Consider the following 14,314-nt stretch of genomic DNA (forward strand, 5'->3'; position numbering starts at 1 on the left):
GGGAAGAATGGATATCACAAAAGAAGAGCGGAAAGCGAATACAGAATTGCTGATTGAAGCGGCAAAGAATGGGGATTGCAAGACAGTTAAGAAACTCATTCCTGTGAGTGATTTAGCCAGAAATCATTGCGCCGCTTTATATGCTGCTGCTGAAAATGGGCACAAAGAGTGTGTTGAACTCCTTATTCCGGTATCTCCAATACTGGCGGAAATCAGTTATGCATTGCAATTGGCGGCGGAAAATGGGCACAAAGAGTGTGTTGAACTCCTGATCCCAGTCAGTCATCCATCTCAAGATTTCAGTGTGGCATTACGAGTTGCTGCAGAAAAAAGCCATGCAGACATTGTGGAAATGCTCATTCCCGTGAGTGATGTGGATTCAGCAAAAATTGAGTTGGAATCGTGGGGTCAAATAAAGGAAATTCATTTTATTGAAATGGTTGAAACGGAAATGAGGTTGAATTCTTCCATTGCAGAGAACTACGCCAACGCCAGAGACGGTGACAAACGGCTGATGTAACAACAGGGGGATGTGTGGCAAAATTTGATTTCAGTGATTTGCATCCGAGTATCCAGCCGTTGTCTCAGGCCATTGATGCCATTCCAATGGAGAGCGAGCGCGAGAGGATGTTGGCAGCGGTACAACACAACTTGTGCTTGTTGCAATACACCATCTCCACCAATCTTCCCCGCGCTGAATTCCCAATCACCGAGTACGGGAAGTTGGGGTTCACCAATGAATTGGTTCACGAACAGTGGATAACGGATATCGTCAAGGCGTACAGGCAAGCCCTAGACGATTTGCCAATGGGATACGACATCTTTGGAGAACTGCACGCGTTGCACTTCAACCGAGGCAATGCACGGCTGGCCCAACACTTCACCACCAATGCATTGGCGCGTGCGGCGTTCAAATCCAGTAACGCTCACGACGAAGTGGAGCCTGAGACGGTAAAGAAAATTGCTGATCCCACGTGTGGAAGTGGGGCAATGATTTTGGCAGCGTTGAGCAAGGAACAGCCCGTTGAAATTCTGATCAACGACATTGATCCGCTGTGCACCGCTACAGCCTGTTTGCAAATCCTTGCCAACTTCGCCCACAAGAAAGCCAATGTGGTGCAGTTGACGGCGTGGAACTCTGATGTCATTGCAGAGTATCTAACCAAAGACCCAGTGTTGGTGTTCGTCTATCACAGGGATCGATATGAATAAGCCCCCAATCGGGGGCTTCTTGTTGCTGGTGTATTTCGCTCAGTCTTTGAGGCTTGCCATTGCGTTGACAGCATTGTCAATAAATGTGACTGCTTGATGGCAGTACAACGAGCGAAGGATTGTCTTGGCTGTGTAAGCGTCGCTGACAGGGATAAGCAATTCGACCACATCCCTGTGACTTCTGATGGATGCGCATTGTAAAGCGTAACTGTTCCCTGCTTTTGGTTCCGAAACAGGGATCAACAACCTCACGCATTCGGTGTGTCCATACATGGCAGCGCGGTTAAGTGCTTCACTGTTTTCCCACAGTGGATTGCTGACAGGGATAAGCAGTTCAACACAGTCTGCATTACCTCTCAGTGCGGCCCACACCAATGCGTTTGTGTTGGAAGTGATATTGGATTCAGGTATGAACTCTTTGAGCCGTCCAACATCTCCCCTAATCGCAGCATCACGTAACATGCTTACATTGTGCGTGCTTTGGTCTTCTGAGGTCATTGGTTGACCCTCACAGAGATGGCTGAATTTCGCGTGTCTTGCCCTTGTTCTGATAGAACAAGCGGCCATTGGTGCCAGCGAGATATCCCGCACCGCTCTTGCGGTCCTCATCGCTGAAATTGTTCTGTGCTTGGCCGTGTACGACGGTCAAATTCTGATGGCGTCCAGTGAAGTGCTGGCCCATGAACAACTGATCCGTTTTAGACGGGTTGAAGCGTCCTTGCTTTCCGTGGGAATGGATGGTGGCTCCAGCGTGTTGGAAGCCTTCAACGACCAGTGAGCGCGAATTGACGCAGACGACATAACCAAAGTTGGTTCCGACGATCACAGAGAACTTATCGTCCTTTTGGGCGATGACACCACACGCTTCAAACCCTGTTTCTTCTGAGTAGGCTTTGATCCGGGGAGCGATGCGGTAAGCGAATTGATCCATTGTTTCGCCCTCATTGGATTGGACAGTGAACAACCGTTGATAGTCGATGACGCCGACACCGGCAATGCTAACTTGTCGAACGGGTTCTTCTGCTTCCATTGCAGAAGCGTTTTGAATGAACAACCCCAATCCAATTAAACAAATGGCTTTTATATTCTTTCTCAATTTCATTTCGCACTCCGTGAATTAACTGATCTAATTCACAAATACGAAATAATTGAGTTATGTCAATACCGATTTATTATTGACGGAAATATAAAAGCCCCCGATTGGGGGCTTGGGTTATTGTTTGTCGTTATCCATCTTTCGTTTCATCTCAATCAATTCGCTTAATTCGCTTGGATTGAGTGTGGAGAGGATATCGAAATTCTTTTTGATCATCTCGATTTTCCGTACCTCCTTCAACTTTTGCCCAAGAATTTCAGGCGTTGGATTGAAGTAGCGTTTGAATGAGGCTAGGTCACGATGTCCAGAGATGGCGGCAACTTCACCAACACCCATCACCATACCCAACTCAGTAATCCGGGTGTGGCGCAAATCATGGATGCGAGCGGTGAGAAAAGTCTTATCGCCTGTTTTCTCTGCCAATTGCTCGCGTGTCCTGCGCCATGCTTGCGTCACCGTATCAGGCCGCAGTGATTTCCCACGAACAAGGAACACAGGGCCATTAAGTTCATTGATGGGCCGGTTGTCACGAATGGTGTTCAGGAGTTCAATGGACTCATCTTCAAGCGGGATGGTTCGTTTCCTCACTTCACCTTTCTTTGATTTCGTATCAATGAACGTTGCTTCATTCTTGTTCAAATCGACATTTGCCCATTCCAACTTGCAGGCTTCGCTTCGGCGGGCACCTGTTTGCCGAATGAACATGATGCAGGCCAGTGTGTTGGGATTTGTTCTGTTTGTTTGCAGTTGCGCATAGAACATATCCATCTCGCTTTCAGACAATGTTCTGTCCCGTCCATCGTCTTGGGGAATGTCTTTCAACGTTGCAAGAACATTCTTGAAGTCAAGTTTCCATTTCCGAATGGCGATGTTGAAGATGGAACGCAATGTGGTGAGGATGCTTCGAATTGTTGAATTCCCCGCAATTTGACCCTTTCCATTTTTCAAGCGCCAATTCAACGCAGATGTGTCATCGGCGTCATAGAACATTTCATAAGTCAATTTGTTCAATGGCGTGTTGCACAGGTCTGGAAATCCCTGTTTGTTGTGGCCGCGTTGCGCGGTTCCCAGCATGATGCGAACCGTCACCATTTCACGACGAATGCTGTTGCGGATCATTGGACGTTTGGTGATCTTTCCTTTCGCTTCCAATTCTTTGAATTGGTCAAACGTCATGATGCGGCCATTCTCCACATCGTCCTGATAGCGTTTCAGGATGTCGCCAAGAGTGTATCGATGGGCGGCATTGGACCATTCCATTGTGCCCAATTTGATCTTTTCCCATTGCTCTTCTGCATAGCGCAATGCGAACTTTTCTGCGGTTTGGATATGGGTAACGCTTCCTTTTGGAGCGCTCATATCTACTGGATAGTGAGTCACCGGCAATGAACGCTTTTCCCCATCCACTTGCCAGCGAATGCGAACTTCCCAACGCGGATTGCCGTCATCACGGAACGTCACGCCACTGGGCCGATCTCTTGTTTGCTTTGCATTCTTGCGGGGCTTTCCGGTCATGTCCTTTCCCTGATAGACTTGAAGATCAATGGCCCCGTAGTTCAGCTGGATAGAACAGCCGCCTCCTAAGCGGCAGGCCGCCCGTTCGAATCGGGCCGGGGTCGCCACTTTTGAGTTGCCCCAGCCCCGCGCTGGGGCTTTTCATTTTGAGGCTCGGGTTCTGCTTTTTGGTCTAAGTTGCCACAGCGAGTTGCCACAGAATGTTGGAACGAGGCCAAAACCTATGTGTACCAACGGTTCCGAGACTGTAGCATGTCCCCTCCTAAGGGACAGGTCGCACGTTCGAATCGTGTCGGGGTCACCATCTTTCCGCGCAGCTTGCGGTGCCCGCTGCAAGCGCCAGTCAGCCCCGGTGCGCATGCCAATGCAATGCGTTGAAACCCTCAATTTCCGTAGTTATGGCCCGGCCGGCCATGCGCACAGCCATGACCATTTGCAGCTGGTGTTGCCGCTGCGTGGGAGCCTGGAGCTGGAAATCGACGGGCGCGGCGGGTGCTTGGACACCTTGCACGGCGCCGTGATCGTCCCGGGCGCGGCTCACGTGCAGGCAGGTAATGGACACAACCGGTTTCTGATCGTTGACTGTGACAGTGCCCTGTTGGAGCGGTCACAGTTGGATCAGGGGCGGGTGCGTCCATTTCTGGGGATTTCGGCGGCGGCGCGCAGCTTGCTTGAGTTCGTGGACATCGGTGTTGGTGGCCTTCATGCGGTGGCTGAACCTGTCGCCAGGCATGTACTGCCATTGTTGCTGGGTAGCTTGTTTGCCGCCCAGCGTCCCTCATCGGTTGACAGTGTCGGCCTGCGGCGGTTGTGCGAGCAGATTCGCGCTACCCCCGGTCAGACCTGGCCGCTGGCGCGGATGGCGCAGGTAGCTGGGATGGGGCTGACCGCGCTGCATGGCGCGTTCAAGCGTCAATTCGGCCTCACACCGGGGCAATGGCTGCAGCAGCAGCGTCTGCAATGGGCGCAGCGCCAGTTGGCTGAGGGAAAGCAGCCCGTGGCGCAGATTGCCCAGCGGGCCGGTTTCTCCGACCAGAGCGCATTGACCCGGGCCATGCGCCGCTCGCAGGGGATTACCCCGGGTCGCTACCGGCGGAGTCTGGACGCGTAGTTTGGGCACAGCGTCGCGCAGCTTGGGACAATACACAGTGGGCCGGCAGTTGGATGCTGGTGTTGTGTCTGACTGTCGGGTGGCTTGATGAAAGAGCGGATGTTGTTTGGAATTGGTAACGGGGTGGCTTCGGGCGCGCTATGGGGCTTGGTGTTCCTTGCGCCAGCCGTGCTGGGTGACTTCTCGCCGCTGCAATTGGCCGCGGCGCGCTACCTGATTTATGGCCTGGTTGCGGTGATCCTGCTGGTGCCGCGCTGGTCGGCGCTGCGGGCGCATATCGGCAAGGCCGACTGGAAGGCCCTGACCTGGCTGAGCCTGCTCGGCAATCTGATCTATTTCGTACTGCTGTCCATCTGCGTGCAATGGAGCGGTGGCGGTGCTGCGGCCTTGATAGTCGGCATGGTGCCGGTGCTGGTGGCCGTGGTCGGTGCGCGTGAGCCGGGGGCAGTGCCGCTGTCACGGCTGGCACCGGCCTTGCTGTTATGTGTGGCGGGCGTGGTCCTGATGGGTTACGAGGCCATCGCCTCGACGCATGTGCAGACCACCACCACGCAGCGTTTGATCGGCCTGCTGTGCGGCGTGGGCGCGTTGGTGTCCTGGACTGCCTATTCGGTGGGCAATACTCGTTGGTTGGCCAAAGTGCCCAATGTGTCCGGACATGACTGGTCGCTGTTGACCGGCGTGGCAACCGGCGGCCTGGCCTTGTTGCTGGCGCCGCTCGCCTTTGCCGATGGCGGGGCAGGGCATTCGGGGCGTGAATGGGCGGGCTTCTGGGTGATGGCCGCGGCGGTGGCGGTGTTTGCTTCCATCCTGGGAAATGCCTGCTGGAACCGCGCAAGTCGCGCCTTGCCACTGACCTTGGGCGGGCAGATGATCGTGTTCGAGACCTTGTTCGGGCTGGTCTACGGCTTCCTGTGGCAGCAGCGCTGGCCGGTAGCGATCGAAGTTGTTGCTGCGCTGTGCTTGCTGGCTGGCGTGATCTGGAGTGCCGCAGCGCACCGGCCGAAGGCACCAGCGGCTGCATCGGCGTGAGGAATCTGCGCAGTCAGGTGGCGAAAGCCTGACTGCGGCGGTTCTTTCGATTGTCTGCGGGCGGCAGTTTGCTGTGATGGCCCCGGGGCATGCCGCGCCGCCTTGAGTCAGGTATTGCGTGCTGCTTGCCAGTTAAATGCGCGACGTTCGTGCTTGATGACATTTGCAACTTTTAGCTGCAGGTTTGGCGACGTTGCCTTTATCTGCGTTTTTGCAACGCAGCACTTGACAGTCTGATCCCGGCTGTTGTCTCTTGAAGGGCATGAACAGCCCGCAGCCCCTCGTCATCACCTCGCAGTCGCCTTTGGGCGGTCGGGTGAGCGTACCCGGGTTCGGCGGCGCCATTACCACCACCACTATTACCGTCACCATTAGCCCGGTGCGGTCCGTCGTCTTCGCGTAATTTCCGAAAACAACGGCCCCGCACCCGGATCAGGATGCGGGGGAACCCCATCCAGATGCGTGTCGGGGCCTCCAGCCGAGGTTCTTCCGATGTCGTCAGTTGCCGTTTCACCCGCCGATCCTGCCGCGAACGCTGCCGTTCGTACCGTCGTGCACAAATTTGGCGGCACTTCCGTCGCCGATGCCGAACGTTACCGTCATGTGGCGCAGCTGCTGCTGGCCCGCGACGAGACAGTGCAGGTCACCGTGGTGTCGGCGATGAAGGGTGTGACCGACGCGCTGATCGGCCTGGCCAAGGCTGCGGCTGCAGCCGATCCGGCTTGGGATGATCGCTGGCATGAGTTGCGGGCACGCCATCGTGGCGCGGCCGCCGCGTTGTTGGGCGAACAGTCCGGGGTGACCATCGAATGGCTGGACGCGCGTTTCGAGCGCCTGCGCGAGATTCTGGCGGCGCTGGCGGTCATCGGCGAGTTGCCGCAGGAAGTGCTGGACCGCGTGCAGGGACTGGGTGAAGTGTTCTCGGCCCATCTGCTTGGTCACCATCTGCAGGCCCTTGGCGAGGACGCCGACGTATTGGATGCGCGCGACGTGCTGGTGGTCAACCACGGCGAACTGGGCGTGGATGTGGATTGGAAGTCCAGTGCCGCGAGGTTGGCGTTGTGGCGCGAATCGCATCCGTCGCAGCGTTTGGTCGTAACCGGCTTCGTTGCCCGCGACCGCAAGGGCAATATCACCACGTTGGGCCGCAATGGCAGTGATTTCTCCGGCGCCATCTTCGCCGCCCTGTTCGCTGCCGATGAGTTGCATATCTGGACCGACGTCGACGGCGTGCTCTCGGCCGACCCGCGCGTGGTGGCGGAAGCGGTGCAATTGGATGCACTGAGTTACGACGAGGCCTGCGAACTGGCCTACTTCGGCGCAAAGGTGGTGCACCCGCAGACCATGTCCCCGGCCATAGAGCGTGGCTTGCCGATCATCATCCGCAATACGTTCCGTCCAGATCATCCGGGCACCCGTATCACCGCCGAAAGCTCCAGCAGCGGCCCGATCAAAGGCTTGACCTTGAGCGCGGATCTGGCCGTGTTGAACGTCGAAGGTACCGGTCTGATTGGTGTGCCAGGCACGGCTGAGCGGGTGTTTTCGGCGCTGCGCAATGCGCATGTGTCGGTGGTGATGATTTCGCAGGGTTCCTCCGAGCATTCAATCTGCTGCGTGGTGAAGCAGGCCGAAGCCGAGTTCGCCCGCGACGCGCTGACCCAAGCGTTCTCGCATGAACTGGCGGCAGGCCAGGTGCAGCGCGTGCAGCTCACCAGTGGGGTGAGCGTGCTTGCGGCGGTAGGCGACGGAATGGCCGGCCAGCCCGGTGTTGCCGCACGTTTGTTCGAGTCGCTGGGGCGCGCGCAGGTCAATATCCTGGCTATCGCGCAGGGCTCGTCCGAGCGCAATATCTCGGTCGCCATCGAAGCCTGTGATGCAACCAAGGCATTGCGTGCGGCGCATGCCGGCTTCTGGTTGTCGCCACAGACCTTCTCGGTCGGCCTGATCGGGCCGGGCAATGTCGGTGCAGCCTTGCTTGAGCAGTTGTATGCATCTGAAGCCGCGCTGTTGGCCAGGGCCAAGCTTGATCTGCGCCTGCGTGCGGTCGCTTCGCGCAATCGCATGGTGCTCGACCAGCGTGGCATGCATGGCAACTGGAAAGCCGCGTTCGATTCCGCAGCGCTGCCCAACGATCTTGATCTGTTCACCGAGCATCTGCTGTCGGCGCGTCTGCCGCATACGCTGATCATCGATTGCAGTGGCAGTGCCGAAGTGGCCGATCGCTATGCCGGCTGGTTGGCGGCCGGCATTCATGTGGTCACCCCGAATAAACAGGCAGGCTCCGGCCCGCTGGCGCGCTACCAGGCGATCCGTGAGGCGGCTGCGTCCACTGGTGCACGCTTCCGCTACGAAGCCACGGTGGGTGCGGGTTTGCCGGTGATCACCACGCTGCGCGATCTGGTTGATACCGGTGACGAAGTGACTGCGATTGCCGGAATTTTTTCAGGCACGCTAGCGTGGCTGTTCAATAAGTACGACGGCAGCGTAGCGTTCTCCGAGCTGGTCACGCAGGCGCGCGGCATGGGCTATACCGAGCCGGATCCGCGCGACGACCTGTCCGGCGTGGACGTGGCCCGCAAGCTGGTGATTCTTGCCCGCGAAGCCGGCTATGAGCTGAGCCTGGAAGATGTGGCAGTCGAAAGCCTGGTGCCTGCCGCATTGCAGAGCGCCAGCGTCGAGGACTTCATGGCGCGTCTGCACGAAGTGGATGCAAGCTTCGCGCAGCGTCTGGCCGATGCGCGCGCTCGCGGCAACGTGTTGCGTTACGTGGCCCAGTTCAAGCCCGGCCAGCAGCCCAGCGTTGGCTTGGTTGAGCTGCCGGCTGATCACGCCTTTGCCAACCTGCGTTTGACCGACAACGTAGTGCAGTTCACCACTCGCCGTTACTGCGACAACCCCCTGGTGGTGCAGGGTCCGGGCGCAGGGCCGGAAGTGACGGCAGCCGGTGTGTTTGCCGATGTGCTGCGCGTTGCAGCGGGCGAGGGGGCGCGATTGTGAGTGATGCTTTGACGGGTTCCGGAGTACGACAGGCGCGGGCGTTTTCGCCGGCGTCGGTGGCCAATGTGGCAGTCGGTTTTGATCTGCTGGGTTATGCGGTGCCGGATGTTGGCGACACGGTGACAGTGCGCCGCATCGAAGCAGCGGAAGTGCGTATCGTCGCCATTCGTGGTGCGGCGGTCGAGTTGCCGCTGGATGCGCCCAGCAATACCGCAGGAGCGGCGCTGATCGCTTTGCGTGAGGCGCTGGCGCTGCCGTTTGGCTTTGAAGTGGAAATCGACAAAGGCATACCGCTGAGCTCCGGCATGGGCGGCTCGGCTGCGTCCTGTGTGGCGGCCTTGGTCGCGGCCAATGCATTGCTGGATGTGCCATTGAGCCGCGAGCAGCTTTACAAGTATTCGTTGGAAGGCGAGGCGGTCGCCAGTGGCAGTCGCCACGGCGATAACCTGGGCCCGATGTTCCTCGGCGGTTTGGTGCTCTCCACGCTGGAGCGCTTGGTGCCGGTGCCGGTACCTGCGCATTGGCATAGCCTGCTGGTGCATCCGGATGCGTTGTTGGAAACACGTCGCGCGCGTGAAGCTCTGCAGGGCAGCTATGCATTGAAGGAATTTGTCGCGCAGAGCAGCAATCTGGCGCTGGTGCTGGCCGGTTGCCATGCGGGCGATGTGAGTCTTGTGCGGGCAGGCTTGGTCGATGTTCTGATCGAGCCGCGACGCGCGCCCTTGATTGTCGGCTTCGATGCGGCCAAGGCAGCTGCACTGGCTGCAGGCGCGATGGGCGCCAGCATCTCCGGCGCAGGTCCCAGTGTTTTTGCTTGGTTTGAAGACCGTGACACTGCATTGGCTGCCGCGTCCAATGTGCAGGCGGCGTTCGCTGCAGCGGGTTTCGATAGCCAAAGCTGGGTAAGTCCGATCAACAGCCCCGGCGCCAGACTGCTTTAGGCCTTTAAGCCCCTCTCCCATCGGGAGAGGGGGTGGGGTGAGGGCGACCCTTGCGCGGTCATTGATTCAAAAGCAGCACACCAACCATTTCGCGGATTTCCGAATGAACTTCATCTCCACCCGCAACGCTTCCCCCGTCACCACGCTGAGCCAGGCCATTGCCGCCGGTCTAGCACCCGATGGCGGCTTGTACGTACCCGAAGCGATGCCGGCACTACGCACCCTAGAGCTAGGCGATACGCTCGCCGCGACCGCCGCCGAGCTGTTGCAGCCGTTCTTCGCGGATGACGCCTTGGCAGCTGAACTGCCGACAATCTGCAGCGAAGCCTTCGACTTCCCAGCGCCGTTGCAGGCCTTGGCGACCCGCAACGATCATGTGCTTGAGCTGTTCCACGGCCCCACCGCAGCGTTCAAGGACTTTGGCGCGCGCTTCCTCGCCGCCAGCCTGTCGCGCTTGCGTGCGGGGCAGGAGCGTCCGCTGACTATCGTGGTCGCAACTTCCGGCGACACAGGCGCTGCAGTCGCCGCGGCCTTCCATAACCAACCCAATCTTCAGGTTGTAGTGCTGTACCCGGATGGGCGGGTATCGCCGCGTCAGGCGCATCAGTTGGGTTGCCTCGGTGGCAATATCCGCGCACTCCGCGTGGCCGGTTCGTTCGATGATTGCCAGGCCATGGCCAAGCAGGCACTGAGTGATACTTGCCTGCAGGCGCAGGTGCCGCTGAGTTCGGCCAACAGCATCAGCCTGGGGCGTTTGTTGCCGCAGATGAGCTACTACGCACATGCCGCGCTCATCCATCAGGCTGCGCACGGTTCGCTGCTGAATTTCGTCATCCCTACCGGAAACCTGGGTAATGCGATGGCGGCGGTGATGGCGCGCGCCTTGGGCGTGCCGTTGGGGCGCATCGTGCTGGCGACCAATGCCAACCGCGTGCTTCCGGATTACTTCAATGGTGCTGATTACGCGCCGAAGGCCAGTGTCGCTACGCTAGCCAATGCGATGGATGTGGGCGCGCCGAGTAACTTCGAGCGCTTGCGCTGGCTATACAAGGGTGATGATGCGGCGCTGCGCGATGCATTCACTTCGCAGGCGGTTGACGATTCAACCATCCGCGAGACCATTGCTCATCGCTATCGCGAGTTCGGCGAAGTGTTCTGTCCGCATACCGCCACTGCGGTGCATGTGCTGGAGCAGCTACGCGCCAGTGGCAGTGCAGCGTCGGATCAGCATTGGGCAGTGGCAGCGACCGCGCACCCAGCCAAGTTCGAGTCGGTGGTTGAGCCGCTGATCGGTCGTGAGATCGAAGTGCCGCCGGCACTGGCCGATCTGCTGAAGCGCCCGGCCCATGCCGAGCCCTGCGCACCGGAGTACACCGCGCTGCGTGAGAAGCTGCTGTGAACCAACGAGAGTCGTAGTGCCGAGCCATGCTCGGCAGAGGCTCTGCCGCTAAATCAAATTGTAGGAGCGGCGTAAGCCGCGAAGCCAGGATTGTTTCGCTGCGACCAATATCCGTGATCTGGAAATGTACGAGCTTCGCGGCTGACGCCGCTCCCACAAGCCGGTGTCGCCGGCTCATGTAGTGCCGAGCCATGCTCGGCAGGGGCTTTCCCGGCAAATCCGGTCAGGTAGTGCCGAGCCATGCTCGGCAGAGGCTTCACCGGTAACGCTTCAGCCGAGCATGGCTCGGCTCTACAGGTGAAGCCTTAGAACTCGTCGTTGGCCAGGTGCTGCAGCTCGGCGAAATCCAGGATCTCCACCACATTCAGGTGGGGCAGGGCGATCAAGCCTTGCTGGCGCAGCTTGGTGAAGGTGCGGCTCACCGTTTCCATGGTCAGGCCAAGATGGTCGGCGATATCGCCGCGACCCATCGGCAATGACACCCGGTTGCTGCTGCGCCCGTTCAAGGTCGCCTCGCGGGCGGCAAGGCGCAGCAGGAAGTCTGCCAACCGCTCCGGCGGCTGCAGGCGGGCCAGCGCAAGTGCATTGTCCTGTGCCGCATCCAGCTCCTGGCAAGCGCGCTGCAGCAGCTTGCGCTCCAGGTGGGGGTAGCGTTGGCGCAGGTCGCGCATCTGCGTGGTCGGTACCCGGCAGACCCGACTGTCGGCAATGGCTTCGATGTCATAGCGATGGTGGTCGCTGCTGCTAAGGCCCAAGTAATCACCCGGCAGTACAAAACCGTTCACCTGTCTGCGGCCATCGGCCAAGGTGCGCACCAGACGCAACGCTCCCTCGGTTACTGTATAGACATAAGTGCGCGGCTCGCTGGCGCGGGCCAGCGTGGTGCCCATTGCCACTGGCGTGGATACAGTGATTTGTTCCAGTGCGTGCACCTCATCGCAGGACAGGGCCGAACACACGGATAGGTGCCGGACCGAGCACTGCAGGCACTCGCGCGCACCATTGCCTTCGCTGGCAATGGACGAAACGGGGGATTGCTCGGAGCCTTGGGCTGGCCGGGACATGGCTAGGACAGGGGGAATAAGTGTCCTAAATTATACTTCATGCGGCCAGACGGGCGGTGTGCGGCTAGAATTAGCGACCGTTTCCCCTTTGAGTTGCAGGAGTTTTGCCCGTGATCAAGCCCCGTACCCCGCCCGGCATCATGGAATTGTTGCCGCGCGAGCAGATCGCGTTCCAGCGCATGCTGGACGTCATCCGCCGCAACTACGAGCGCTTCGGGTTCCTGCCGGTGGAAACGCCGGTGTTCGAGCTGTCCGATGTGCTGCTGACCAAGTCCGGCGGCGAGACCGAGCGCCAGGTGTATTTCGTGCAGTCCACCGGTGCGCTGGCCAATGCCGCGGAATCAGCCGACAAGGGCGGTCTGCCGGAGATGGCGCTGCGCTTCGACCTGACCGTGCCGCTGGCCCGTTATGTGGCTGAGCACGAACACGACCTGACCTTCCCGTTCCGTCGTTACCAGATGCAGCGCGTCTACCGTGGCGAACGCGCCCAGCGCGGCCGTTTCCGCGAGTTCTACCAGTGCGACGTTGACGTGATTGGCAAGGACACGTTGAGCATCCGCTACGACGCCGAAGTGCTGGCGGTGATCTATGCGGTGTTCTCGGAGCTGCGCATCGGCAATTTCGCCGTGCAGCTGAACAATCGCAAGCTGATGCGCGGTTTCTTTGAAGCGCAGGGCGTGGTGGATGCCGGGCAGCAGGCGCTGGTGCTGCGCGAGGTCGACAAGCTCGACAAGCGCGGCCCGGATTACGTGCGTGAGACCTTGGTCGGCCCGGATTTCGGCCTGCCGGTTGATGCGGTCGATCGTATTCTGTCGTTCGTTGAAGTTCGCTCCAGCTCGCATGCGGACGCACTGGCGCAGATCGATGCGGTACTGGCTGCCGCCGGCGAATCGGCCAGCGAGTCGCTGCGCACCGGCGCCGCCGAGCTGCGCGAAGTGCTGGAGCTGGTGAAGGCGCTGGGTGTGCCGGAAACCGCGTATTGCCTGAATTTCTCCATCGCCCGCGGTTTGGATTACTACACCGGCACGGTGTATGAGACCAGCTTGGTTGATCACCCGCAGATCGGTTCGATCTGCTCGGGTGGCCGCTATGAAGACCTGGCAAGCCACTACACCAAGTCCAAGCTGCCGGGCGTTGGCATCTCGATCGGCCTGACCCGCTTGTTCTGGCAGCTGCGCGAGGCCAACCTGATCGACGGCATCGCTGAAAGCAGCGTGCACGCGATGGTGGCCTTGATGGACGAAGCGGCCATGCCGCAGTCTTTGGATATCGCTCGTCGCCTGCGCGCCGGTGGCATCAATACTGAAGTGCAGATGGAGCCGAAGAAGATCGGCAAGCAGTTCCAGTACGCGGCCAAGGCCGGTATCCGTTTTGTGGTGTTGGCCGGTGAAGATGAGTTGGCGCGTGGTGTGGTTGCGGTGAAGGATCTGCTGCGTGAACAGCAGTTCGAGGTAGCCAGGGACGAACTGGCATCTACCCTTCAGGTAGAGCTGGAACAGACCCGCGCGATGGCGCGCTGATGAAAAGCCCCGCATAGCGGGGCTTTTTTTTTGCATGTAGTGCCGAGCCATGCTCGGCAGGGGCATTTCCGGGAAAGCTCCATGCCGAGCACGGCTCGGCACTACATTTCCGCCCCCTCCCTTTCGCGCAGCGAAGGGGAGGGGTTTGCCTCTCGCCAGCTGATGTGGTGCTGGCTTCGCGGCTTACGCCGCTCCCACAAAGGCGGGCCTGCCGGTAGAGCCGAGCCATGCTCGGCATGGAGCTCGTGCTCCCTCCCTTTCGCGTAGCGAAGGGGAGGGCTGGGGAGGGGTCGGCCCTTCGCCGATTGACTCAGTCGTGGCTTCGCGGGGTTAGCCCCGCCCCCCAGGGCGGGGTTTGCGGGTTTGGGGGGGGGGGGGGGGGGGGGGGGGGGGGGGGGGGGGGGGGGGGGGGGGGGCGGGGGGGGGG

Annotated in this window: 12 protein-coding genes and 1 tRNA gene; 9 read left to right on the forward strand and 4 right to left on the reverse strand. The window is 59.4% G+C overall.

Annotated elements, in window-relative coordinates; all coding sequences use genetic code 11:
* The first annotated feature begins 7 nt into the window (after positions 1–7).
* Together ACVOMB_RS01040 and ACVOMB_RS01045 are read left to right on the forward strand one after the other, a co-directional pair.
* Entirely contained in the window at positions 8–520 is a 513-nt protein-coding gene (locus tag ACVOMB_RS01040; RefSeq protein WP_481529537.1) for an ankyrin repeat domain-containing protein, read from the forward strand.
* 14 nt (positions 521–534) lie between these two features.
* Positions 535–1,212 carry a hypothetical protein gene (locus ACVOMB_RS01045; protein WP_481529538.1) on the forward strand — a complete coding sequence of 226 codons (678 nt, stop codon included), beginning with the start codon at positions 535–537 and terminating at the stop codon, positions 1,210–1,212.
* Positions 1,213–1,251: 39 nt separating this feature from the next.
* On the opposite strand, the gene ACVOMB_RS01050 is transcribed toward ACVOMB_RS01045, so the two are convergent.
* The 3 genes from ACVOMB_RS01050 to ACVOMB_RS01060 all read right to left on the reverse strand — a co-directional run bounded on the left by ACVOMB_RS01050 (position 1,252) and on the right by ACVOMB_RS01060 (position 3,823).
* On the reverse strand, positions 1,252–1,710 hold the full coding sequence (locus ACVOMB_RS01050; protein WP_481529539.1) for an ankyrin repeat domain-containing protein: 459 nt from the start codon (positions 1,708–1,710) through the stop codon (positions 1,252–1,254).
* A 10-nt stretch (positions 1,711–1,720) separates the two neighbouring features.
* Complete coding sequence (locus ACVOMB_RS01055; RefSeq protein WP_481529540.1) at positions 1,721–2,314, reverse strand: hypothetical protein; 594 nt, start codon at positions 2,312–2,314, stop codon at positions 1,721–1,723.
* 111 nt (positions 2,315–2,425) lie between these two features.
* Positions 2,426–3,823: a tyrosine-type recombinase/integrase gene (locus ACVOMB_RS01060; RefSeq protein ID WP_481529541.1), complete on the reverse strand. Its 1,398-nt coding sequence runs from the start codon at positions 3,821–3,823 to the stop codon at positions 2,426–2,428.
* Between the two features lie 30 nt (positions 3,824–3,853).
* On the opposite strand from ACVOMB_RS01060, the gene ACVOMB_RS01065 reads away from it, so the two are divergent.
* The 6 genes from ACVOMB_RS01065 to thrC all read left to right on the forward strand — a co-directional run bounded on the left by ACVOMB_RS01065 (position 3,854) and on the right by thrC (position 11,303).
* Positions 3,854–3,930, forward strand: a tRNA-Arg gene (locus tag ACVOMB_RS01065).
* Between the two features lie 257 nt (positions 3,931–4,187).
* A complete protein-coding gene (locus ACVOMB_RS01070; RefSeq protein ID WP_481529542.1) occupies positions 4,188–4,934 on the forward strand; it encodes an AraC family transcriptional regulator in 747 nt (248 codons plus the stop codon).
* 87 nt (positions 4,935–5,021) lie between these two features.
* Positions 5,022–5,966, forward strand: a complete 945-nt coding sequence (locus ACVOMB_RS01075) for a DMT family transporter (protein WP_481529543.1) — start codon at positions 5,022–5,024, stop codon at positions 5,964–5,966.
* Positions 5,967–6,458: 492 nt separating this feature from the next.
* Positions 6,459–8,963: a bifunctional aspartate kinase/homoserine dehydrogenase I gene (gene thrA / locus ACVOMB_RS01080; RefSeq protein ID WP_481529544.1), complete on the forward strand. Its 2,505-nt coding sequence runs from the start codon at positions 6,459–6,461 to the stop codon at positions 8,961–8,963.
* An 8-nt stretch (positions 8,964–8,971) separates the two neighbouring features.
* Positions 8,972–9,904 (forward strand): homoserine kinase, encoded by a 933-nt coding sequence (locus ACVOMB_RS01085; protein WP_481529545.1) that lies wholly within the window; start codon positions 8,972–8,974, stop codon positions 9,902–9,904.
* 103 nt (positions 9,905–10,007) lie between these two features.
* Positions 10,008–11,303, forward strand: coding sequence for a threonine synthase (gene thrC / locus ACVOMB_RS01090; RefSeq protein ID WP_481529546.1), 1,296 nt, complete (start codon positions 10,008–10,010; stop codon positions 11,301–11,303).
* Between the two features lie 305 nt (positions 11,304–11,608).
* On the opposite strand, the gene ACVOMB_RS01095 is transcribed toward thrC, so the two are convergent.
* Positions 11,609–12,367: a Crp/Fnr family transcriptional regulator gene (locus ACVOMB_RS01095; protein ID WP_481529547.1), complete on the reverse strand. Its 759-nt coding sequence runs from the start codon at positions 12,365–12,367 to the stop codon at positions 11,609–11,611.
* A 110-nt stretch (positions 12,368–12,477) separates the two neighbouring features.
* Here ACVOMB_RS01095 and hisS point away from each other — a divergent pair, with 110 nt between their 5' ends.
* A complete protein-coding gene (gene hisS / locus ACVOMB_RS01100; protein ID WP_481529548.1) occupies positions 12,478–13,887 on the forward strand; it encodes a histidine--tRNA ligase in 1,410 nt (469 codons plus the stop codon).
* The last annotated feature ends 427 nt before the right edge of the window (positions 13,888–14,314 follow it).

The organism is Stenotrophomonas sp. STEN018, assembly GCF_056760235.1.